The organism is Gluconacetobacter liquefaciens (assembly GCF_003350405.1).
Classification (GTDB): domain Bacteria; phylum Pseudomonadota; class Alphaproteobacteria; order Acetobacterales; family Acetobacteraceae; genus Gluconacetobacter; species Gluconacetobacter liquefaciens.
Map to the genome: position 1 here is coordinate 14,360 of NZ_QQAW01000013.1, position 23,341 is coordinate 37,700.

Sequence of the window (23,341 nt, forward strand, 5' to 3'; positions counted from 1 at the left end):
GGATAACCGGGCCACAAGACAGGCCCCGAAACCTGCCAGCCCGGCACAGCCGGCGGGAACCGATGCTCGAAGATGCACTCCTGCCCACCGCCGACAGCCTCGGGCCGCCCTCCTCCGACTGGGAAGAAATCGGCGCCTTCTGCCGGCAGGTCTACATGCCCTACCGCACGCGCCCGCTCACCCCGGCCGCTCCGTGCGCCACCCTGTGCGCGCGTGCGGCAGGAGGCATCGTCGCCACCCGCTTTTCCTACGGCGTCCCGGTCCATCTCTCCGATTTCGACCCCGCCGCCGGGCGCGTCCTGGTCCTGACCACCCTGCGCGGCAGTATCGAGCACGCCGCGTCCGGCGGGGGCAGCCTCGTCACCCGGCCGGGCGAAAGCTTCGTTGCCGATTGCAGCCGCACCCCATACTGGCTGAACGCCAGCCCCGATCACCTCCAGCTCAACCTGACGATCGCGCACGACATGCTGGCCGCCACCGCCCGGCACTGGTTCGACGTCACGCCCGACGACACGCTCTGGACGGCCCGGGTCCGCTTCGGCAACCGGCATTCCCCCTGGATCGCCCTGCTGGACCACGTCACCCGCACCCTGTCCCAACCGGCGTACGACACAACCGCCCCGCGCCTCCAGGCCCGCCTCGCGGAAAGCCTCTGCATCGACCTGCTGCACAACTGGGCCACCGCCGCCGGCATCGACCTCAGCCGTCCCGCCCATGCGGCCCCCTTCTACGTCCGCCGCGCCGAAGATTTCATGCGTGCCCACGCCGCCGCCCTGCCGACCATGGCCCAGGTCGCCGCCGCCGCCGGCATCAGCGTGCGCGCCCTCTCCGGCGCCTTCCGCCAGCACCGCGACACCACCCCCAGCGCCTTCCTGCGCGAACAGCGCCTGCTCGGCGCCCATGCCGACCTGCACGCCGCCCTCCCGCACGACACCGTCAGCACCATCGCCAGCCGCTGGGGCTACGTGAATTTCAGCGCATTCGCACAGGCTTTTCGCACACGCTTCCACGAGCTGCCTTCAGCCACGCTCGCCCGCGCTCACCATGGGTTGAACGCCGAACAGCCATAAACCTGCCGACCGAAGGCACCCAATGCCGATCACAGGCAGAGACCGCCCCTCACCGGCAGCATTGTCCAATTTATTCTCTTTCCATTGGACAGTTATGCACAAAGAACCAAAATCCCGATATGACGCGATCCTCGCCGATGCCACGGCCGGCCCGGCCCGGGTCCCCGGCGTCGTCGCCATGCTCACCGACCGTCGGCGGACGATCTACGAAGGCGCCGCCGGCGAACGCCGACCGGACGGCACCGCGATGACGACGGATACGGTTTTCCGCATCTTCTCCTGCACCAAGGCCATCGCCGGCGTCGCCGTCATGCAACTGGTCGAAGACGGACAGCTCGATCTCGACGCCCCCGCCAGGCGCTACGTCCCCGAACTCGGCGCCATCCAGGTCCTGGAAGGCTTCGCGCCCGACGGCACCCCCCTCCTGCGCGCCCCGAAACGCGACATCACCACGCGCATGCTCATGCTGCACACGGCCGGATTCGGCTATGATTTCTTCAACGAGCCCTATCGCCAACTGGCCGAAACCGGCCGCCTTCCCGGCATCGTCTCCGCCACCCGGGCCGCCATCACGGCCCCCCTCCTGTTCGACCCCGGCGAACGTTGGAATTATGGCGTCAATATCGACTGGGCCGGACAGGTCGTGGAACGGATCGCCGGCGCCCGCCTGGGCGAAATCCTGCTGGCGCGCGTGTTCGCCCCCCTCGGCATGACCGACACCAGCTTCACCCTCACCCCGGCCGCGCAGACGCGCCTGGCCTGCCTGTACCAGCGCGAACCAGATGGCACGCTGACCCCCCGCCCCGATTTCGAACTGGCGCAGGAGCCCGAACTGCACATGGCCGGCCACGGGCTCTATTCCACTGTCGGCGACTACATGCGCTTCATCCGCATGATCCTCGATGACGGCATGGGCGAACACGGGCGCGTCCTGCGCGCCGAAACCGTCGCCGCCATGGCCACGAACGGCCTGGGCGATCTCCGGATCACCCCGCTGCGTGGCGTCATCCCCACCCTGTCGAACGATGCGGAGTTCTTCCCCGGCCTTCCCAAATCATGGGGCTACAGCTTCATGATCAACGACGCACCCGCGCCGACCGGCAGGCCGGCAGGCGCGCTCGGCTGGGCCGGACTGGCCAATCTCTATTACTGGATCGACCGGCAGAACGGCCTGGGCGGCTTCTGGGCCACCCAGATCCTGCCCTTCGCCGACGGCCCGTCATTCGAAGGCTTCATGGCGCTCGAAACAACCGCCTACGCCGGGCACGATCGCTGACCCCACCGCATGCCGGGCCTGCCCCCACACGGGCGGCCCGATATTGCGTCACCCCGAAATTGGTCTATCGTCACCGCTTCCGACGGGAGCCCGCGATACGTGCCAGTCGACGCTGCACCACAGACCTTTTCCGCCATCCCGGCCGACTGCGCCGGCGGTATCCTGACCATCGACCTGTCCGCCCTGGCCGCGAATTACCGGACCCTGCGCGACCGGGTGGGTCCGGCCGTCACCTGCGCCGCCGCCGTCAAGGCCGATGCCTACGGGCTGGGTGCCGCGCGCGTGGTGCCGGCGCTGTACCGCGCGGGCTGCCGCACCTTCTTCGTCGCCCACCTCGCCGAAGGCGCGGCCATCCGCCCCCTGCTCGGCCCCGACTGCACGATCTTCGTCCTCAACGGCGCCATGCCGGGCACCGAAGCCGCCCTGCACGCGGCCGGCCTGGTCCCGGTCCTGAACAGCCTGGAGCAGATCACCCGCTGGCGCGCCCTGGCCCACCAGACCGGCGCGTCCCTCCCCGCCGCCCTGCAACTCGACAGCGGCATGTCCCGCTTCGGCCTGTCGGAGGAAGACCTCGGCACGCTGCTGGCCGAAAATGCCCCGCTGGCCGGCCTCGCCCCGAAACTGGTCATGAGCCACCTGGCCTGCGCCGACGAACCCGCGCACCCGGCCAACCACGCCCAGCACACCGCCTTCCAGCGCCTGCGCGCCCGCCTGCCCGCCATGCCCGCCAGCCTGGCGGCGTCCTCCGGCCTGTTCCTCGGCCCCGACTGGCATTTCGACATGGTGCGCCCCGGCGCCGCGCTGTACGGCATCAACCCCACGCCCGGCCAGCCGAACCCGATGCACCCGGTCGTCCGGCTCCAGGCCAGACTCATCCAGACCCGCCAGATCGGCCCCGGCACGGCGGTCGGCTACGGCGCGGGCTTCATCGCCGACCGCCCCAGCCGGATCGCAACGCTGGCCGTCGGCTACGGCGACGGCTTCCCCCGCGCCATCGGTGGCCGGGGCCACGCCATCCTGCCCACCCGGCCGGATATCATGCTGCCGATCGTCGGCCGGATTTCCATGGACTGCCTGGCGGTCGACGTCACCGCTCTCGGCAGCACACCCCTCGCCGCCGGCACCGCGCTGGACCTGATCGGCCCCCACCACCCACTCGAAGAGGCCGCCGCCGCCGCCGGCACCATCGGCTACGAACTGCTGACCGGCCTGGGCGCGCGCTACCATCGCCTCTATCGCGACGACACATCACCGCAGGGAGAGAACGCGTGAAGGTTATCGTCCTGGGCGCCGGGGTCATCGGCACCACCACCGCCTGGTATCTGGCCAAACAGGGTCACGAAGTGACCGTGATCGACCGCCAGCCCGCCGCCGCGATGGAAACCTCGTTCGCCAATGCCGGCCAGGTCTCGCCCGGCTACTCCACCCCCTGGGCCATGCCCGGCCTGCCGCTGAAGGCGCTGGGCTGGATGCTGAAGAAGAACAGCCCCCTGGTCATCCGCGCCCGCCTCGACCTGCCGATGCTGCGCTGGATGACGCAATTGCTGGCCAACTGCACCGCCCATGCCTACGACGTCAACAAGGCGCGGATGCTGCGGGTGGCCGAATACAGCCGCGACTGCCTGACCGACCTGCGCGCGGAAACCGGCCTCACCTACGACGACCGCCAGAAGGGCCTGATCCAGCTTTTCCGCACCCAGGCCCAGCTCGACCATGCCCGCGACGACATGCGCCTGCTCACCGAAAGCAACATCCCGCACGACCTGCTCGACGTGCCGCAGATCGTCGCGCGCGAACCCGGCCTGGCCCACGCCAGCCACCTGCTGAAAGGCGGCCTCTACCTCCCCGGCGACGAATCCGGCGACGCCCACATGTTCACCCAGCGCCTGTCGCAGAAAGCCGAGGAACTGGGCGTCACCTTCCAGTACGAAACCCGCATCGAAGGGCTAGACGCCAGCGCCACCGAGATCATGGGCGTCCGCACCTCCGCCGGCCGCATCACGGGCGACGCCTACGTGCTGGCCCTGGGCAGCTACTCGCCGCTGATGCTGCGTCCATTGGGCATCAGGCTGCCGGTCTACCCGGTCAAGGGCTACTCGCTGACCGTCCCGCTGACCGACGAAACCCGCGCCCCCACCTCGACGGTCAATGACGAGACCTACAAGGTCGCCATCACCCGCCTGGGCGACCGCATCCGCATCGGCGGCACCGCCGAACTCACCGGCTACAACCTGCGCCTCAGCCCCGACCGCCGCCCCACGCTGGAACGCTCGTTCTCCGACCTGTTCGGCGGCGGCGACCTCGGCCGCGCCACCTACTGGACCGGCCTGCGCCCCAACACGCCCGACGGCACGCCGGTCATCGGCACCGCGGGCCGTTTCGGCAATCTGTGGCTCAACACCGGCCACGGCACGCTGGGCTGGACCATGGCCTGCGGCTCCGGCCAGCTCCTGGCCGACCTGATCACCGGCCGCCGCCCCGCCATCCCGCACCTCGACCTGTCCATCGACCGCTACTCGGCCTGACCACCGCGCGCCGGTTCCCCTCGCATTTCCACCGAAAACCGTTCGGTGGAAATGCGAGGGCTTATTGTTTTTCCCGCATCCTCACCTGTTTGAATGCACGCATTCAAACAGGGTCCGCTCCGTACAGCCCACACCGGCAACGACCTCTGGCATCGTCACGGAAATCGCATAAAAAAAGCGGGGATGGCCTGGCCACCCCCGCTTCCTTTCCGGCGGCGGGGCCGCAGCCCCGCGCCGTGACGTCAACAGCCCGATTACTTGGAGGGGCTGGCTTCCGTCGTGGTCTTCTTCTTGTGGTGGTGCTTGTGCTTGTGCTTCTTCGGCGCCTCGCCCGTCGAGGTCGAAGTCTCGGGGGTCGCCGGGGCGACTTCCGGGGTGCTCGGGGCGGCGGGCGCTGCCGGGGCGGTCGCAGCCGGAGCGGCCGGGGCCGCGGGAGCCGCCGGGGTGGCCGGCGCTTCCTGCGCAAAGGCCGGAATGACGGCGCCCATCAGGGCGACGGTCGAAAGAGCGGCCAGGAAGCGACGTGTCGAAACGATCATTGAATGTCTCCAGAAATCAGGATGTCATCCCAATCAACACCCGGATCCGTAACCGGAGAACGCCTCCCCCGCAGGCATGGGGCGCAAGGCGGCATACGGACCGTGCATGATAGTGGTAGCACGCCGCCCGAAATCCGTCTCGTATTAAAATATGTATATATGTGCCCAGTTGCGGGCACATTGCCTTAATTGCAACGTAATCTCAAACTTAAAAACGTTACGAATTACGACACGCTATCAGCCGTCGCGCGAAAGCATGTCGATCCGGTCGCGGGAATAGATCTCGATCCGGTTTCGCCCGGCCTCCTTGGCCGCATACAGCGCCCGATCCGCCTGTTCGATCAGCGCACTGATCTTGATCCCGCCCCGGAAGGTCGAAATCCCGCCCGAAATGGTCAGCGCAAGCGTCGCGCCGGTGGAGCACGGAATGGCGCTGGCCTCGATCCGGCTGCGGATGCGCTCCGCACATTCGGCGGCGGCGGCACTGGAACTCTCGGTCAACACGATCAGAAATTCCTCGCCCCCGTAACGGAAGACGAAATCATTGCTGCGCACCGACCCCATGATGGTCTCGGCGACATGCCGCAGCGCCTCGTCTCCAGCCAGATGCCCGGCGCTGTCGTTGATCTTCTTGAAGAAATCGACATCGAGCAGAATGATGCTGAATTCCTTGTCGTGCGACAGGGAAAACGCGATCTCGTTCTGGATCACCACATCCAGGAACCGGCGGGTCAGCGTCTTGGTCAGCGGGTCCAGCCCGCTCTGCAACGCCTCCATCGCCTGGAACAGCCGGTTGGTCAGAAAGGTGACGTCGCGGATATTGTTCCGCAGTTCCGCCGCAAAACCGGACGGCACCCCATCACTCGCCCGCACCGCCACGATCCGCCGGTCGATCCCCGCGATCATGGTCTGGAGCAGCGCGAAATCCTCGGTCCCCTTGAACAGATTCTGCCCCTTGTGCGCCATCCACAGGCCGAACTGCGACTCCGCGATGGTCTGCAGTTCATCCAGCCTCTGTTCGCACAGGCAGAACAGCGCCTGCGTGCTCCAGTCGAAGAAGGTCGTCTTCTGGGTCTCTTTCTCGAAATTCAGGTCCTGTCCCAGCGAGAACATCTTGAAGGACTGGTCCTGCTCCACCTTCTTCTTGAAATCGGTATTGTAGGCCCTGTTCATGTAGGTCATGGCGAAATCGACCATGGACTGGCAATAGATCACCGCCTGAAGCCGATCGTCCTGCGACTCGAAATAATCGATGATGAACAGGTTGAGGCTCATCTTGATGAAATAGAACGCGTACGAGACCAGGCCCGGCGAGATCTCAAGCTGCGCATGGACCGATCCCACGCGCTCCTGCAGCGCCCGCAGGCCGGCTATATCGGTCTCCTGCTCAGGAAACAGCCGCTCCAGCCAGTTCTGCAGGCTCCCCCGCAGCCGGCTCTCCACCGTATCGCGTTCGAGAAAAAGCGCCGCTTCCGGCAGATTCAGCAGCGCCTCGTAGAAATTGACGACGCATGTCCGGCCGTTCCGACGCACGATTTCGCAGAGCCCACGCCTGATCGTTTCCGGAGTATGGGCAATGATGTAGCCCCATTGTTCCTCGGCAGGCATAGACACGAAATTCTCCGCGAAAAACACGTCCGCTTCCTTTTCAGAAATTTTCTTGGTTCAGGGCCTGCATCGTCAAAGAGATCGTTGCACCAGCAGCCACCCTGGCAGGACGCAAGCTGATTTCCAGCGCGGCTATCAGATTTACCCTTCCAAGGCAATTTCTTTCATGACGTTTTTATAACGTCTTGCCTTTCGAAAATGTCGCGCCGGACCACGCCTTGATACAAAAATTCCAGGTCCGTTAAACAGGTCGGGCCATGGCAGGCTCCGGGGGAAGAATACCCCCGAAACCCGCCATGGCCCCACTCTGATTCTACCCGCCCGCCGGAAAGTCAGCCTTCCCGACGGCCAGTCTCAGCCTGTTCAGGCCGAAGCGCCGGCACGGTCGCGCTTCTTGCGCTCGTGCGGGTCCAGATAGCGCTTGCGAATCCGCACCGCCGACGGCGTCACCTCGACCAGTTCGTCGTCCTCGATATAGGCGATCGCCTGTTCCAGGTTCATCTTGCGCGGCGGCGTCAGCAGCAGCGCCTCGTCCTTGCCGGCGGCACGGATGTTGGTCAGCTTCTTTTCGCGGACCGGGTTCACTTCCAGGTCGTTCTCGCGCGAATGCTCGCCGATGATCATGCCGATATACACCTTCTCGCCGGCATCGACGAACAGGGTGCCACGGTCCTGGAGCGAGTACAGCGAATACTGCGTCGTCGCACCGTCTTCCGACGAGATCAGCGACCCGTTGCGGCGCCCCTCGATCGGCCCGGCCCAGGGCTGATAGCCCGAGAACAGACGGTTCATGATACCCGTGCCGCGCGTGTCGGTCAGGAACTCGCCATGATAGCCGATCAGCCCGCGCGACGGGATCAGGAAGGTCAGGCGCACCTTGCCGCCGCCCGAAGGCTGCATGTCCTGCATCAGGCCCTTGCGCATCGCCATCTTCTCGACGACCACGCCCGAATAGGGCTCGTCGACGTCGATCAGCACCTCTTCGTACGGCTCTTCGCGCTCGCCGGTCTCTTCATTGGTGCGGAACAGCACGCGCGGACGGCCGATCGTCAGTTCGAACCCTTCGCGGCGCATCTGCTCGATCAGCACGCCGAGCTGCAGTTCGCCACGGCCGGCCACCTCGAACGCCTCGCTCTCGGGGCTCTCGGACACGCGGATGGCGATGTTGCCCTCGGTCTCCTTGAACAGACGGTCGCGGATCTGGCGCGAGGTCACCTTCTTGCCCTCGCGGCCGCCCAGCGGGCCGTCATTCAGGCGGAAGGTCATCGACAGGGTCGGCGGATCGACCGGGGTCGATTTCAGCGGCTCGGTCACTTCCGGCGAGGCGATGGTCTCGGGAATGGTCGCTTCCGACAGGCCGGCCACGGCGACGATGTCACCGGCCTCGGCCTCTTCCACCGGCACGCGGTCCAGACCGCGGAACGACAGCAGCTTGGTCAGGCGGCCGGTCTCGACGACCGATCCGTCGGGGCGCAGCACGCGCACCGGCATGTTCACCTTCGCGCGGCCCTGCTCGACACGGCCGGTCAGCACGCGGCCCAGGAAGTTGTCGTTCTCCAGGATCGTGGCGACCATGGCGAACGGCGCCTCCTTGTCCACCTTCGGCGCCGGCACATGGCGCACGATCAGGTCGAACATGGGCGCCAGATCCTTGCGCGCGCCTTCCAGCTCCTCGTCCGCCCAGCCCTGACGGCCCGAGGCGAACAGCATCGGGAAGTCCAGCTGCTCGTCATTCGCGCCCAGGGCGGCGAACAGGTCGAAGATCTCGTTATGCACTTCGTCGGGGCGGGCATCGCCACGGTCGATCTTGTTGACCACCACGATCGGCTTCAGCCCGCGCGCCAGCGCCTTGCCGACCACGAACTTGGTCTGCGGCAGCGCGCCCTCGGCGGAATCCACCAGCACCACCGCGCCGTCCACCATGCTCAGGATACGCTCGACCTCACCGCCGAAATCGGCGTGGCCCGGCGTGTCGATGATGTTGATGCGGGTATCTTTCCACACCACCGACGTGCACTTGGCCAGAATGGTGATGCCGCGCTCGCGCTCCAGGTCGTTGCTGTCCATCGCGCGCTCGGCGACATGCTGGTTCTCGCGGAACGACCCGGACTGCTTCAGAAGCTGGTCGACCAGCGTGGTCTTGCCATGGTCGACGTGAGCGATGATGGCGATATTGCGAATGTCCATACGTGTGTGACCTGACTTCCTTCGCGGGCCCGGACGGGCAAGCCGGCCGGCCGCGTGCCCTGCGGGCCGCGGCCGGAACCGACGGATGATCTCTATTCACCGGGGTAGATAGAGGGGACGCACGCGGATTGCACGCGAAACTTCACCACAGGTCCCGCCCGCCCACGGCATGGATGCTCCCTGCCACGCAGGGAGCGAGGAACCGGAAGCCTAGAGTTCCATGTCCTGTTGCAGGTTCACCAGCGGCCGCGCTCCGTAATGCGAGATGATCTCGGAGGCCGCGACGCTGCCCAGCCGCCCGCATTCGGCCAGCGTGCGGCCCGAGGTCCAGCCGGCGAGGAAGCCGGCGGCATAGGCGTCGCCCGCGCCGGTCGTGTCGATCACCTGCGTCGCCACCGGCGCCACGTCGATCCGCTCGTCACCCCGGATGATCACGCTGCCCTGCCCCGAGCGCGTCAGCACCGCGAAATGCGTATCGGCGGCCGCCTGGTTCATCGCCGTCGTGAAATCCTCGGTCTGGTACAGCGAGCAGATTTCCTCCTCGTTGGCGAACAGGATGTCGATATGCCCATGCACCAGTTCACGGAAGGCATCGCGATGCCGCGCGACGCAGAACGGGTCGGACAGCGACAGCGCCACCCGCCGTTCGGCCGCATGCGCCAGCGCCGCCGCCTGCCGGAAAGCATCCTGCGCATGCGGCGGGTCGAACAGATAGCCCTCCAGATAGGTCACATGCGCGTCGGCCACCACGTCGGCCAGCACATCCTCCGGCCCGAAGGTCACGCACGCGCCCAGATACGTGTTCATCGTCCGCTGGCCGTCCGGCGTCACCATCACCAGGCAACGCGCCGTCGGCTGCTCGCGCCCCGCCTGGCCATCGAGGAACGACGACGGAAAATAGACGCCCGACTGCTGAAGGTCGGCGGCAAAGGTACGGCCCGGCGCATCGTCGGCCACCTTGCCCAGATACGCGACGCGCGCGCCCAGATTGGCCGCCACCACGCAGGTATTGGCCGCCGAACCGCCGCCCATCTCGCGCTCGCGATGCACCAGGCCGTAGAGTTTTTCGGCCTGCTCCGCATCGATCAGTTTCATGCTGCCCGGAATCATGTCCTGCTGGGTCAGGAAATCCGGTTCGACCGGTGCCAGAACATCGATGATCGCATTGCCGATCCCCAGCAGATCGAAGCGGCATTCGGCCGCGCTGCCGGCACCCGTCACAGACATTCCATTCTTCTCCCACGCAAACCGGCGAAACTGCGTGGCCGGCCCGCCATCAAATCACCAAGATCGTCGTACAGACAGCCCCCTCGCCAAGAGCCTGACCGAAAATGTGGGCTGGCGAGCGAGAGCGGCCCGTCTCGGGCCGCGCCCGACACGTGTTTCCGAGCATCGGAGCGGAGTGGCCGTGATGGCCATGAGCACCGAAGCGCAGGAAACGCGCGTTGAATCGCCGCCAGCCCGCATCTGCGCTCAGGCTCTAACACCGGGGCTGCGGGGTCGCAATGGTTGCATTTCTTGTTCGTAAAGTTGCAGCTTCCCGCTTTTCCGACATCACCCGCGCGTGTAATCCTTAATCGTTCCAGACACCGGTTTTCCGGATGCGTTCGGGAACCAACCGTGTTCCGATCGCCGGGCCATGCGCGGCTTCACCTTCGACAGCAGCGGGGTATGCTTTTGTTCTCCAGAAAAAAACCCAAGCCGGAAGACGCGAAGCCGCCCGTCGGCGCGTCGCCGTCCACCGGCCGGCCGGCGAGTTCGCAGATCGAGTTCCCGGCCCCGCCCGCCGGTGCCACGCCCGTCCGCCAGGGCGCGACGCCAGCCGCCGGCACCCCTTCCCTCCCCCAGTCGTCCAAGGAGACCGCCCCCATGTCCCGCGCCCCGCTCCCGTCCAATCCGCCCGTTCCGCCCGGCGCGTCCCCGATCCCCGGCCGCCCCGGCCTGCCCGGCCAGACGCCCGCCCCCCGCAAGGATCACAGCGATCGTCGCACCCTCGTGGTCGGGCGCGGAATCAGCGTCCAGGGCTCGATCCAGGACGCCGAGCGCCTGGTCGTCGAGGGCACGGTGGAATCCACCATGATCAACGCGCATGAACTCCAGGTCGCCCATGGCGGCATGTTCCGTGGCGAGATCGAAGTCGAGGACGCCGATCTGGCCGGCACCATCGACGGCACGCTGACGGTGCGCGGCAGCCTGACCATCCGCTCCTCCGGGCGCCTGCTGGGCAAGGCGAAGTGCCGCCGCCTGCAGGTCGAAGATGGCGGCCAGGTCAGCGGCCATCTGGAAATGATCACCGGCGCCGCGCCGGCCGCCCAGCCCGTCGAGGCGGCCGCCCCGACCCCGGCCGCGGAAGAAACCCCGGCCGGCTGAACACCTGCCCCGGCTGGCGGCGCGGCAACGCGCCGCCGTCCTTCACGGGCATGCCTGAAGACATAAAAAAACGCCGCGAATCATAACGATCCGCGGCGTTTTTTTTCATGATTTCCCGGCGTACCGGCGTGTCAGGCCACGTTGTCGCGCCGATCGCGCAGCTTCACATAGGCAAGCTGCGCATGTTCGGCACAGTACGGCTTTCCAGGGACCGGCGTCGCCCCACAGAAATGAAAGCCCGGCGTGCCCGGATCGCCCAGCGGCCAGCAGCAGCTCAGGCCGCTGCGACGCGGCGCCGGGCTGGAGACCGCGCGCAACGGCGCACGCGGCGTTTCCGGGCGCGACACGCTCGGGGCCGCAACCGGCGGCGGCGGCGCCACCTCAACCACCGGCTCGCGCTCGGCGCGCACCGGCGCCTGCGGCGCAGGCTCGGCCTGCTGCCGGACCGGACTCACGACCGGCGCGGCCTCGGCCACACGCGGCGCCACCGGCACAACAGGTGCCACCACAGGTGGCACGACCGCCGAAGGCACCACCGCAACGGGCGCGGGTGCCGCAACAACCGGCGACACCGCCGGAGGCACCACGACCGACGCCGGAGCGGCGGCAGCGGTTACCGGGGCCGGAGCCGAGGCCGGTGCGACGGCCTCACCGGGTTCAGCCGCACGGGCCGAAGCCGGCGGTCTGCGAATTGGTGACGGACGCGCCTGCAGACCTAGGCGATGCGCCTTGCCTACAACCGCGTTCTTCGTCACCGAAAGCTGGCGACCGATCTCGGCCGTCGACAGCCCCTGCTGCCAAAGCGCGCGGAGACGCGCAATCGTCTCCTCGGTCCATTCCATAGCCATGCCATCTCTCCTGACGAAGGACAGCCGAAAACTAGGCTTATCTTGTGGTGGACTCAACCATCCCACCACAAAATCTTGTGGACAAGGCTGGGAGTAACCTGTTCACAACCCGGGGGAAAAACGGTGCGGAACCTGTCCGTAAATATGCGCCGACGACGATCGAGCGCGCGCCCCTGCGCTTCGATGCGCGCGGCCCCTCAAGGCCGCTCCGCTCCAATGCCCGGAGACACAGGCCGGGCGCGGTCCCTGAAGGGCCGCCCTCGCTCAGCAACCCGCGTTTTCGGTCAGGCTTTCAGCACCCGACCCTGCGAATGCGCGTCCCATCCACCCCCAGCAGCATGGTACCGGCCTTCAGCGCCAACGCATCCTCGCCGAACACCACCCGCCGCCAGCCCTGCAACACCGGCAGATCGGGCTCGGCCTCCAGCGCCAGACGGTCGATATCCTCCGACGACGCCACCAGGCGGGGCGCCACGTCATGCTCCTCGCAGCACGCCGCCAGCAGCACTTTCAGCAGCGCGACCAGCGCCGGCGACGGGCGCGGGCCGTCCTTGCCCCGGCTCTGGCGCGGCAACGATGCCTCGGGCAGCGCATACGCCGCCGCAATGGCCTCCAGCAGCCCGGCCCCGCTGCGACCCTCGGCAAACCCGCGCGACACGCCGCGCACGCGGGCCAGCGCCTCGGCATCGGTCGGGGCGGTCGCCGCAATCTCCAGCAGGCTCTCGTCCTTCAGCAGCCGCTGGCGGGGCACGTTCACCCGCTGGGCCTCCAGTTCGCGCCATGCGGTAATCGCCCGCAGAATGCCCAGCATCCGCCGGTTGCTGGTGCGCGGGCGCATCTTCTCCCACAGGCTCTCCGGGTCGGGGCGGAACGTCTCGGGCCGGGTCAGCACCGCCAGTTCGGCCGCCACCCATTCCGTTCGCCCTTCCGTCTCCAGCCGCTCGCGCAGAAGCTGGTAGACGGTGCGCAGATAGGTCACATCGGCGGCGGCATAAGCGATCTGCGCCGGCGACAGCGGCCGGGCGGACCAGTCAGAGAAACGGTGCGCCTTGTCGATATGCGCGCCCGTCAGAGACGAGACCAGATTGTCATATCCCACCTGGTCGCCATAGCCGGCGACCATCGCCGCCACCTGGGTATCGTACAGCGCCGCCGGCAGCCGGTCGAACAGATGCAGGAAGATTTCCAGGTCCTGCCGCGCGGCATGAAACACCTTGGTCACCGCCGGATCGTCCAGCAGTTCGCCCAGCGGCGACAGGTCCAGTCCGGGCGCCAGCGTGTCCACCACCACCACGTCATGCGCGCCGGCCAACTGCACCAGACACAGTTCCGGCCAGTAGGTCCGTTCGCGGACGAACTCGGTATCGATCGTCACGAACGGCTCCCGCCGTAATCGTTCGACGACCGCAACCAGTTCGTCAGTGGAGGTCATCAGGACAGGGGCGGGAAAATCCGCTTTGAGTGCACGCGCCATCCGGTCCTGTTATCATGGGGTCCTACCGGTGCGAAAGCACCCACGGGGGAAAACCGCCGCTTGACGCGGCAAAGGCGGCTCCGGCATCACCCCTCTCCCACAGCCCCGCATCGCAAGGATCACGGAACGTGAGCGCATCCACCCCGCCCGACGACGGCACCCAGGCCCTCACACAACTGGGCCGCGCCTCCGCCCAGCCCGCCAGTCCCGAGGACGCGACGCTGGAGCGCGTCCCCGCCCCCTATCGCGACCGGCGCTACCTCGTCCGCTTCACCGCGCCGGAATTCACCTCGCTCTGCCCGGTCACCGGCCAGCCGGACTTCGCGCACCTGGTCATCGACTACGTGCCCGACCAGTGGATCGTGGAAAGCAAGTCGCTCAAGCTGTTCCTGACCAGCTTCCGCAACCACGGCGCCTTCCACGAGGCCTGCTCGGTCCAGATCGCCACCACGCTGGTCGATCTGCTCTCCCCGGTCTGGCTGCGCATCGGCGCCTACTGGTACCCGCGCGGCGGCATGCCCATCGACGTGTTCTGGCAGACCGGCGCACCGCCGGCCGATGTGTGGATTCCCGCACAGGACGTGCCGGGGTACCGGGGACGCGGTTAAAGGCCTTCTTTTGTCTTCCGAAAAAGAAGCAAAAAGACTTTTATCCGTTCAGGAGCCTCGCAACGCGCAGCGATAAAGGCTCCTGAACAGATCGGCCAAGAACGCAAAACGCCCCCGACTCGCAAGAGCCGGGGGCGTTCCACATGAAACCAGTCTACTGGCGAAAGCCTCAGGCGGCCTTCACGGCCTCCCCACCAGCGGCTTCGATTTCGGCCCGCGCGGACTGCATCTTCGCCATCAGCAGGTCCAGCGCCGGCACGTTCATCTTGTCGGCGGCGTCGTAAGACGCCTCCAGCCCGGCAAGCCGCTTCTGCGCATCGGCCACCGACAGATCGGCCAGCGCCGTCGCCTGATCGGCCAGAATGGTGCAGCGGGTCGCCGTCATGTCGGCAAACCCGCCGGCGACGAAAAACCGTTCCGTCACCACGCCATTTTCATATAGTTCGACCACACCGCCGCGCAGCAGCAGCATCATCGGCGCACGATCGGGCATGGCGGCGATATCGCCTTCCAGGCCCGGGATCACCGCCATCTCGACAGCGCGCGAGAAGAGAACCTTCTCGGGGCTGACGATCTCGACCTCAATCGACATGGGCTGTCTTCCTTGCGCGGGAGCCGGCCGTTCAGGCCGATTCCTTCATCTTCTCGGCCTTCGCGACCGCTTCTTCGATCGAGCCGACCATGTAGAACGCACCTTCGGGCAAGTGGTCATACTCACCAGCCACGATCGCCTTGAACGACCGCACGGTGTCTTCCAGCGAAACCAGCTTGCCCGGCGCGCCGGTAAAGACTTCGGCCACATGGAAGGGCTGCGACAGGAAGCGCTGGATGCGGCGCGCACGCGCCACCAGCTGCTTGTCGTCTTCCGACAGCTCGTCCATGCCCAGAATGGCGATGATGTCCTGCAGCGACTTGTAGGTCTGCAGGATGCGCTGCACGTCGCGCGCCACCTGATAATGCTCTTCGCCGACAATCTTCGGGTCGAGCGAACGCGAGGTCGAATCCAGCGGATCGACGGCCGGATAAATGCCCATTTCCGCGATCGAACGGTTCAGCACCGTCGTCGCGTCAAGATGGGCGAAGGTCGCCGCAGGCGCCGGATCGGTCAGATCGTCGGCCGGCACGTAAACGGCCTGCACCGAGGTGATCGAGCCCTTCTTGGTCGAGGTGATGCGCTCCTGCGGCGCGCCCATCTCGGTCGCCAGCGTCGGCTGGTAGCCCACGGCCGAGGGGATACGGCCCAGCAGCGCCGAAACCTCGGCACCCGCCTGCGTGAAGCGGAAGATGTTGTCGACGAAGAACAGAACGTCCTGCCCTTCCTCGTCACGGAAATACTCGGCCAACGACAGGCCCGACAGCGCAATGCGGGCGCGCGCACCCGGCGGCTCGTTCATCTGGCCATAGACCAGCGCCACCTTGGAGCCCTCGGTCGTGTTCTCGCCCAGCTTGATCACGCCCGCGTCCTGCATTTCGTAATACAGGTCGTTGCCTTCACGGGTCCGCTCGCCGACGCCGGCAAACACCGACACGCCGCCATGGGCCTTGGCGATGTTGTTGATCAGTTCCTGGATGATGACGGTCTTGCCCACGCCGGCGCCGCCGAACAGGCCGATCTTGCCGCCCTTCAGGTACGGGCACAGCAGGTCGACGACCTTGATGCCCGTGACCAGGATCTCGGTCGCGGCCGCCTGCTCTTCGAACGACGGCGCCTTGCGGTGGATCGGGTAGTGCTTGGTCGCGGCCACCGGGCCACGCTCGTCGATCGGCTCGCCGATCACGTTCAGGATGCGGCCCAGCGTGCCGGGGCCGACCGGCACCATGATCTGGCTGCCGGTCGCGACAACCTCGGCGCCACGGGTCAAGCCGTCGGTCGAGTCCATGGCGATGCAGCGCACTTCGTGCTCGCCGATTTCCTGCGCCACTTCCAGCACGACCGTCTGGCCGTTGAAGGTGACATGCAGCGCGTCGAGAATATGCGGCAGCGTGCCTTCGAACTGCACGTCCACAACGGCGCCGCGCACCTGCGTCACGCGGCCGACGATGTTGCTGGACTGGCCCTGCGTGGCGGCAGGAGCCTCATTCACTTTGGTTTCCGACATGGGGTCAGCTCCTGCGGCGAGGGAAGCGGATCGTTGCTCAGAGCGCCTGGGCGCCCGAGATGATCTCGATCAGTTCGTTGGTGATGTTGGTCTGGCGGGTACGGTTGTATTTCAGCGTCAGCCGGTCGATGGCCTTGCCCGCATTGCGCGTGGCATTGTCCATCGCCGTCATGCGTGCGCCCTGCTCGCCCGCGGCACTCTCCAGCAGCGTCGCATAGATCTGCACCTGGAGGTTGCGCGGCAGCAGGCTGGACAGCAGCTCTTCCTCGCCCGGCTCGAACTCGTAAACCGGCGCGTCGGCCGAGGCCGCCGTATCATTCGCCGGCAGCGCCAGCGGAATCAGCTGCATCGCGGTGGGCGTCTGCGACATTACGTTCTGGAAGCGGTTATACACCAGCGTGCAGACGTCGAATTCGCCCTTCTCCGCCATCGCGGCGATTCGCTCGCCGAGTTCGGCAGCGGCCGAGAACGGAATCTCCTTGCCGCCCGATCCATGGATCGTATCCACGATCAGGTCGGAGAATTCCCGCATCAGGTAATCGCCGCCCTTGCGGCCGACAGGCAGCAGGCGAACGGTCTTGCCCTCGGCCTGCAACTGGCCGATCAGGTCGCGCGTCTTGCGGTTGACGTTGGCGTTGAAGCCACCCGCCAGCCCACGGTCGCTGGTCACCGGGATCAGCAGGTGAACCCGGTCGTTGCCCGAACCGGCCAGCAGGGTCGGCAGGCCGCTCTGGCCGCGCGTGCCGGCACCCAGTTCAGCCAGCATCCGGCGCATCGCCGCCGCATAGGGGCGGGCGGCTTCGGCGCGGGTCTGGGCCCGGCGCAGCTTGGCCGCCGCCACCATCTTCATGGCGCTGGTAATCTTCCGCGTCGATTTGACGCTGCCGATCCGCGCGCGAAGGTCCTTCAGGGATGCCATGGGTGCCTGTCCGCCTTCAGCCCGCGAACTGACGGCTGAACGCCGTCAGGAAGTCGGTCAGACGGACCTCGTTGTCCTTGGTGATCTGCCGCTCGGTACGGATCGAGTCCAGGATGTCCTTGCCGGCCGCATGCAGCTCGGTCAGGAGCTGGCGTTCGAAGGCCGTCACCTTCTCCACCGGCACATTGTCGATGAAGCCGCGGGTGCCGGCAAACAGCACGCACACCTGCTCCTCGACCGGCAGCGGCGAGGTCTCGGGCTGTTTCAGCAGCTCGACCAGGCGCGCACCACGGGCAAGCTGCTTCTGCGTCGCCGGATCGAGGTCCGAGGCGAACTGCGAGAACGCCGCCATTTCGCGATACTGCGCCAGCTCCAGCTTGATCTTGCCGGCAACCTGCTTCATCGCCTTGATCTGCGCGGCCGAACCGACGCGCGACACCGAGCCGCCCACGTTCACCGCCGGGCGGATGCCGCGATAGAACAGGTCGGTCTCCAGAAACACCTGACCGTCGGTGATCGAGATCACGTTGGTCGGGATGTAGGCGGCCACGTCGCCGGCCTGCGTCTCGATGACCGGCAGAGCCGTCAGCGAACCCGCGCCATATTCGTCCGACATCTTCGCGGCGCGTTCCAGCAGGCGCGAATGCAGGTAGAACACGTCACCCGGATAGGCTTCACGGCCCGGCGGACGGCGCAGCAGCAGCGACATCTGGCGGTAGGCCACGGCCTGCTTGGACAGATCGTCATAGACGATCAGCGCATGCATGCCGTTGTCGCGGAAATACTCGCCCATGGCGCAGGCGGCATACGGGGCCAGATACTGCATCGGCGCCGGGTCGGACGCCGTGGCGGCGACGACGATGGAATATTCCATCGCGCCGGCCTCTTCCAGCGTGCGCACCAACTGCGCCACGGTCGAGCGCTTCTGCCCGATGGCGACATAGATGCAGTACAGCGACTTCTTGTCGTCGCCCAGCGCGTTGACCGGCTTCTGCGCGACGATGGTGTCGATCAGGATGGCGGTCTTGCCGGTCTGGCGGTCACCGATGATCAGTTCGCGCTGCCCGCGCCCGATCGGCACCAGCGCGTCGATCGCCTTGATGCCCGTCTGCATCGGCTCGCCGACCGACTGGCGCGGCATGATGCCGGGCGCCTTGATGTCGGCGCGCTTCATGATCACGTCGCCAACCAGCGGGCCCTTGCCGTCGATCGGGTTGCCCAGACCGTCGACCACGCGGCCCAGCAGGGCCTTGCCGGTCGGAACCTCGACCACCTTGCCGGTGCGGGCAACGGTGTCGCCTTCGCGCATCTCGGAGTCGTCGCCGAAGATCACGACGCCGACATTGTCGTTCTCGAGGTTCAGCGCCATGCCCTGCTGGCCGGAGGCCGGGAACTCGACCATCTCGCCGGCCTGCACGTTCTGCAGGCCATAGACGCGGGCGATGCCGTCGCCGACCGACAGGATCGTGCCGGTCTCGGCGACCTCGGCACTCGTGTCGAACGAGGCGATCTGCTGCTTGAGGATATCCGAAATCTCAGCGGGACGGATTTCCATCACGCGGCTCCCTTCATGGCGTGGTGCAGGCGGGTCAGGCGGGAATTGAGGCTGGTGTCATAGAGCCGGGCGCCGACGCGCACGACCAGACCGCCCAGCAGAGCCGCGTCAACGCGCTCCTGAATATTGACCTTGGAATAGCCGGCCTCGGCGAGGCGGCCCTGAATCTGTATGCGCTGCACGTCCGTCAGCGGCTGGGCCGACACGATCTCGGCCACGGCTTCGCCACGGCGGGCCGCCGCGATCGCCGCCACGGCGTCCAGGATCTCGGCCAAGCGGGGCAGCCGGCGGTTGCGGGCGACCACGCCCACGAAATTGCGGATGACCCACCCGAAGCCCTGGGCTTCCAGCACGGCGTCCAGCGCCTTCGTCGACACGGCGATATCCAGCGTGCGATTCGTCAGGACGGCGCGCAACTCGGCGCTTTCCGCGATCAGGCGCCGCAGCGCCGCCGCATGGTCCAGCACGTCATCAAGCAGCCAGCGCTCGGCGGCGAAATCGTAGAGGGCCGTCGCGTAACGACCGGGCAGGCCATTGGCAACGGAGGCGATCGGTATTGTTGTCGTTCCACCCGAAACCACGGTCGGTCTTTCCATCCCAGTGTCTTTAGGTCATTGCAGCGCGCCAACGGCCCGGCACGAAGTCCAAGCCGATGGCGCGCCTCTAGCATGCTGATCCGCCACGCGCAACACGCGCGTCAGGCCGGCACCGAGAGCAGCGCGGGGCGGAAGGCCGTCGTCTCGCGCTGCACCAGTGTCACGCCCAGATCCACGATGCGCGGCACGTCGTGCCGGCCTGCCAGCAGGTCCAGCACCATGGTCCCCGTCCGCTCGCCGATCGCGCGGTAATCGACCGCCACCGTCGTCAGCGCGGGCACCACGGCGCCGCCGATCTCAAACCCGCCAAACCCCATCAGCGACACGTCCTCCGGCACCCGCACGCCCCGGCGCCGGCATTCCATCAAAGCCCCCACGCCCACCAGATCGGACACGGCGAAGACGGCATGCAGGTCCGGCGCCCTGTCCAGCAGCGCACCCATGGCCTGCCCACCCTGGGTAAACGAGACCGGCGGCTTGCCCATCCGCTGTACCAGGTCCTCCCCCAGTCCCTCCTCGCGCAGCACCTCCAGGAAACCCTCCAGCCGCCTCCCGCCACGATGGTCGCAGGACAGGCCGTCGCCTTCCGCCGCCAGCACCCCGATTCGGGTATGGCCCAGCGCGATCAGATGGCGGGCGGCCAGCCGTCCGGCCTCGTGGTTGGAGTACCCGACCATGGGATGCACCGGGTCCGCCACCAGCCCCGCCATCTGCACGATGGGAATCGTCTCGCCCGCCAGCAGCGCCCGCAGCGCCGGCCCACGCGGCCCCGCCGGCAGCACCAGTGCCTCCGCCCGCCGCCCCAGCATGTCCCGTACATGCCTTAGCATTGCGTTCTCATCATAGTCGGTATACCCTATCAGCAACTCGTACCCTTCCCGACGGATGATGTCGGTCAGGCCGCGTGCCGCATCGGCGAAATTGGTATTGGTCAGCGTCGGCACCACAAGGCCGACGAATCCGCTGCGCCGGGTCGAAAGCGCCTCGGCCGCCCGATCAGGCACATAGCCCAGTTCGTCGATCGCCCGCGCGATCGCCTCGCGCGTGTCGGGCCGCACCAGATGCGGCGCCCGCAGTGCGCGCGACACCGTCATCCGCGACACGCCGGCCCGCACGGATACGTCGATGATGGTCGGCCGCACGCTGGCGCGCGCCACGACCGCCGCGGCGTCGGGCTCCGTCGTCCGCCGCGCGCCACCCGTCGCTTCCTCGCCCGTCATCCGCCTACCTGCCATCTCCGCCCATGCCCCTGCGCATCGCGACCACTCCGCGCGTTGGTGCGTTATCCATCCGCGACGCGCTTATAGTCACCTCGCCCGGCGACCAAAGCCACATATATCATCAAACGCACGATGCGCCCGCCCAGGGACGGCGCATCCGAGCAGGAAAGAAGGAAACATCCATGCCCGCTTCGCCCCTCTTCGACCTGACCGGCCGACTGGCCCTCGTCACCGGCTCCAGCGGCGGAATCGGCTACGCCATCGCCGCCGGCCTGGCCGATGCCGGCGCCCACGTCATCCTGAACGGGCGCGATGCGACGAAGCTGGAGGAAGCCGCCGCCCGCCTGCGCGACACCACGCCGCAGGGCGCCACCCGCACCATCCTGACCCGCCCCTTCGACGTCACCGACCGCCAGGCGGTCGAGGGTGCAGTCGGCGCGATCGAGGCCGAAGACGGGCCGATCCGCATCCTGGTCAACAATGCCGGCATCCAGCGCCGCGCTCCGCTCGATGTCTTCCCGCCCGAGGACTGGTCCGAGATCATCCGCACCAATCTCGACAGCGTCTTTTTCGTCGGTACGGCGGTCGCCCGGCACATGATCCCGCGCGGCATGGGCAAGATCATCAATATCGGCAGCGTGCAGTGCGAACTGGCCCGCCCCGGCATCGCGCCCTACACCGCCACCAAGGGCGCGGTGAAGAATCTCACCCGCGGCATGTGCGCCGACTGGGCGCGCCACGGCATGCAGATCAACGCCATCGGCCCCGGCTATTTCGAAACGCCCCTGAACCGCGCCCTGGTCGAAGACCCGGAATTCAACGCCTGGCTGACGAAGCGCACGCCCGCCGGCCGCTGGGGCAAGGTGGAGGAACTCCAGGGCGCCACCATCTTCCTGGCATCGGACGCCTCGTCCTTCGTCAACGGCCAGACGCTCTATGTCGATGGCGGCGTGCTGTCGGTCCTGTAACCCGCCACAGGCACAGTCACGGGGACGGGCACGGGCACGGGCACGGGCGCATCGTCGAACAGCGCCCGCGCCGCCTGCGCGCTGGCCCGCGCCCGTCCCCCGGTCGTGAAAAACCCCAGCGCGCCCACCGCGCAGGAGAGCGCCACCAGCAGCCACCAGATCCGGTGCGTCGCCAGCGCCAGCGCGGCGCCGCTCCCCGCCGCGCGGGTCAGCACCGCGCCCATCATCGTCCCCGACAGCGCCACGCCCAGCAGCGCGCCGACCTGCCGGCTGGTCGAGGCCAGCGCCGCCGCCAGCCCCGCCTGATCGCGCGGCATGCCCGAAACGGCGCTGTTGGTAATCGGCGCGTTGCACAACCCGAAGCCACAGCCACACAGGCTGTATGAGAGCAGCAGCACCACAGGCGGCGTCACCGGTGTCAGCCCCGTCAGCAGCAGCGCCCCACTTCCAAGCCCGCACGCCGAAAGCAGCAGCGGCAACCGCGCGCCACGCGCGCCCACCAGCCGCCCCGACAGTGGCGCGCAGGCCACGACCCCCAGCGCGAAGGGCAGCGTGTACAACCCCGCCCGCATGGCCGAGAGACCGCGCGCCTCCTGAAGATAAAGCGTGTTCAGGAACAGGAACGAACTGAAGATCGCAAAAGCGAAGACCGCGATCACGATCGCTCCGGAAAAAGGCAACGCACGAAAAAACCGCAGGTCCAGCATCGGATGCGCACTGCGCCGTTCCACCCGATACAGCACCACCAGCCCCACCGCCGCAATCGCCAGCCCCGCGCGAATCCCCGGCGCGTGCCAGCCATAATCCCGCGCCTCGATCAGGGCGGCGGTAGCGGCCGCCAGGATCAGGGCCACCAGCGCCTGCCCCGCCCGGTCGATCGGCCGCACCCGGACCGCCCGCGATTCGGGAATCACCCGCAGGCTCAACACGAGCGCCAGCGCCCCGACAGGCAGATTGACCAGGAACACGGCACGCCAGCCCACCAGCGTCGTCAGCATGCCGCCGATCAGCGGCCCCAGTGCCAGCGCCAGTCCCGACATCGCGCCCCACACGCCAATCGCCCGCGCCCGTGCCGCGGGCTCGACGAAAACATTGGCAATGATCGATAGCGCCACCGGATTCAGCATCGCCCCGCCCAGCCCCTGGAACCCACGCGCCAGCACCAGCGCCCACGCGCTGGGCGCCAGACCGCACAACACGGACCCAAGGCAGAAGACGACAATGCCCGAAGTGAACACCAGCCGCCGTCCGATCCGGTCGGCGGTCGATCCCGCCAGCACCAGCAGCGTCGCCACCACCAGCGTGTAGGCATCCACCACCCATTGCAGGGTCGACAGTCCGCCCCCCAGCCCGGCGCGAATCGCCGGCAGCGCCACGTTGACGATGGTCACGTCCATCATCACCAGAAAAAGGCTGAGGCAGCAGGCAGCCAGCACCAGATGCGGCCTGACGGGAGACGATCGGATCATGCGCGGAGAA

At 67.2% G+C, this 23,341-nt stretch carries 20 protein-coding genes; 7 read left to right on the forward strand and 13 right to left on the reverse strand.

The window, feature by feature from the left end; translation table 11 throughout:
- Positions 1 to 62 precede the first annotated feature (62 nt).
- From C7453_RS16470 to C7453_RS16485, 4 genes are all read left to right on the forward strand, one after another.
- Positions 63 to 1,070 (forward strand): AraC family transcriptional regulator, encoded by a 1,008-nt coding sequence (locus C7453_RS16470; protein WP_114729014.1) that lies wholly within the window; start codon positions 63 to 65, stop codon positions 1,068 to 1,070.
- Positions 1,071 to 1,164: 94 nt separating this feature from the next.
- Positions 1,165 to 2,346: a methyl acetate hydrolase AcmB gene (locus C7453_RS16475; protein WP_114729016.1), complete on the forward strand. Its 1,182-nt coding sequence runs from the start codon at positions 1,165 to 1,167 to the stop codon at positions 2,344 to 2,346.
- 99 nt (positions 2,347 to 2,445) lie between these two features.
- The gene (gene alr, locus C7453_RS16480; RefSeq protein ID WP_245949111.1) at positions 2,446 to 3,618 is read left to right on the forward strand and encodes an alanine racemase; all 1,173 of its coding nucleotides are present in this window, start codon (positions 2,446 to 2,448) and stop codon (positions 3,616 to 3,618) included.
- Complete coding sequence (locus C7453_RS16485; protein ID WP_114729021.1) at positions 3,615 to 4,871, forward strand: D-amino acid dehydrogenase; 1,257 nt, start codon at positions 3,615 to 3,617, stop codon at positions 4,869 to 4,871. Before alr ends, C7453_RS16485 begins: the two co-directional genes overlap by 4 nt.
- A 254-nt stretch (positions 4,872 to 5,125) precedes the next feature.
- Here the strand turns inward: C7453_RS16485 and C7453_RS16490 are convergent, their stop codons facing one another.
- The 4 genes from C7453_RS16490 to C7453_RS16505 form a co-directional block, all read right to left on the reverse strand.
- A complete protein-coding gene (locus tag C7453_RS16490) occupies positions 5,126 to 5,410 on the reverse strand; it encodes a hypothetical protein (RefSeq protein WP_114729023.1) in 285 nt (94 codons plus the stop codon).
- Between the two features lie 237 nt (positions 5,411 to 5,647).
- Positions 5,648 to 7,018 carry a GGDEF domain-containing protein gene (locus tag C7453_RS16495; RefSeq protein WP_245949117.1) on the reverse strand — a complete coding sequence of 457 codons (1,371 nt, stop codon included), beginning with the start codon at positions 7,016 to 7,018 and terminating at the stop codon, positions 5,648 to 5,650.
- 363 nt (positions 7,019 to 7,381) lie between these two features.
- Positions 7,382 to 9,205, reverse strand: a complete 1,824-nt coding sequence (gene typA / locus C7453_RS16500) for a translational GTPase TypA (RefSeq protein WP_114729027.1) — start codon at positions 9,203 to 9,205, stop codon at positions 7,382 to 7,384.
- A gap of 210 nt (positions 9,206 to 9,415) precedes the next feature.
- The gene (locus tag C7453_RS16505) at positions 9,416 to 10,432 is read right to left on the reverse strand and encodes an adenosine kinase (protein ID WP_114729029.1); all 1,017 of its coding nucleotides are present in this window, start codon (positions 10,430 to 10,432) and stop codon (positions 9,416 to 9,418) included.
- A 444-nt stretch (positions 10,433 to 10,876) separates the two neighbouring features.
- Between C7453_RS16505 and C7453_RS16510 the strand changes: the two genes are divergently transcribed.
- A complete protein-coding gene (locus tag C7453_RS16510) occupies positions 10,877 to 11,575 on the forward strand; it encodes a bactofilin family protein (protein ID WP_371858494.1) in 699 nt (232 codons plus the stop codon).
- Between the two features lie 131 nt (positions 11,576 to 11,706).
- Here the strand turns inward: C7453_RS16510 and C7453_RS16515 are convergent, their stop codons facing one another.
- Complete coding sequence (locus C7453_RS16515) at positions 11,707 to 12,417, reverse strand: GcrA family cell cycle regulator (protein WP_174787986.1); 711 nt, start codon at positions 12,415 to 12,417, stop codon at positions 11,707 to 11,709.
- 298 nt (positions 12,418 to 12,715) lie between these two features.
- Positions 12,716 to 13,897, reverse strand: a complete 1,182-nt coding sequence (rnd, locus tag C7453_RS16520; RefSeq protein ID WP_114729033.1) for a ribonuclease D — start codon at positions 13,895 to 13,897, stop codon at positions 12,716 to 12,718.
- A gap of 128 nt (positions 13,898 to 14,025) precedes the next feature.
- On the opposite strand from rnd, the gene queF reads away from it, so the two are divergent.
- Positions 14,026 to 14,505 carry a preQ(1) synthase gene (gene queF / locus C7453_RS16525; protein ID WP_114729035.1) on the forward strand — a complete coding sequence of 160 codons (480 nt, stop codon included), beginning with the start codon at positions 14,026 to 14,028 and terminating at the stop codon, positions 14,503 to 14,505.
- A gap of 169 nt (positions 14,506 to 14,674) precedes the next feature.
- Here the strand turns inward: queF and atpC are convergent, their stop codons facing one another.
- From atpC to C7453_RS16555, 6 genes are all read right to left on the reverse strand, one after another.
- Positions 14,675 to 15,097, reverse strand: coding sequence for an ATP synthase F1 subunit epsilon (gene atpC / locus C7453_RS16530; RefSeq protein ID WP_114729037.1), 423 nt, complete (start codon positions 15,095 to 15,097; stop codon positions 14,675 to 14,677).
- A 31-nt stretch (positions 15,098 to 15,128) separates the two neighbouring features.
- Positions 15,129 to 16,604 (reverse strand): F0F1 ATP synthase subunit beta, encoded by a 1,476-nt coding sequence (atpD, locus tag C7453_RS16535; protein ID WP_114729039.1) that lies wholly within the window; start codon positions 16,602 to 16,604, stop codon positions 15,129 to 15,131.
- Between the two features lie 37 nt (positions 16,605 to 16,641).
- Positions 16,642 to 17,523, reverse strand: coding sequence for a F0F1 ATP synthase subunit gamma (locus C7453_RS16540; protein ID WP_114729041.1), 882 nt, complete (start codon positions 17,521 to 17,523; stop codon positions 16,642 to 16,644).
- A 16-nt stretch (positions 17,524 to 17,539) separates the two neighbouring features.
- Positions 17,540 to 19,078 (reverse strand): F0F1 ATP synthase subunit alpha, encoded by a 1,539-nt coding sequence (gene atpA, locus C7453_RS16545; protein WP_114729043.1) that lies wholly within the window; start codon positions 19,076 to 19,078, stop codon positions 17,540 to 17,542.
- The gene (atpH, locus tag C7453_RS16550; RefSeq protein ID WP_114729045.1) at positions 19,078 to 19,674 is read right to left on the reverse strand and encodes an ATP synthase F1 subunit delta; all 597 of its coding nucleotides are present in this window, start codon (positions 19,672 to 19,674) and stop codon (positions 19,078 to 19,080) included. The genes atpA and atpH overlap by 1 nt, the downstream gene beginning before the upstream one ends.
- A gap of 101 nt (positions 19,675 to 19,775) precedes the next feature.
- The gene (locus C7453_RS16555; RefSeq protein WP_114729047.1) at positions 19,776 to 20,894 is read right to left on the reverse strand and encodes a LacI family DNA-binding transcriptional regulator; all 1,119 of its coding nucleotides are present in this window, start codon (positions 20,892 to 20,894) and stop codon (positions 19,776 to 19,778) included.
- A gap of 182 nt (positions 20,895 to 21,076) precedes the next feature.
- Between C7453_RS16555 and C7453_RS16560 the strand changes: the two genes are divergently transcribed.
- Positions 21,077 to 21,862, forward strand: a complete 786-nt coding sequence (locus tag C7453_RS16560) for an SDR family oxidoreductase (RefSeq protein ID WP_114729049.1) — start codon at positions 21,077 to 21,079, stop codon at positions 21,860 to 21,862.
- On the opposite strand, the gene C7453_RS16565 is transcribed toward C7453_RS16560, so the two are convergent.
- The gene (locus C7453_RS16565; protein WP_114729051.1) at positions 21,829 to 23,331 is read right to left on the reverse strand and encodes an MFS transporter; all 1,503 of its coding nucleotides are present in this window, start codon (positions 23,329 to 23,331) and stop codon (positions 21,829 to 21,831) included. The two genes, C7453_RS16560 and C7453_RS16565, sit on opposite strands and share 34 nt — an antisense overlap.
- Between the last annotated feature and the right edge of the window lie 10 nt (positions 23,332 to 23,341).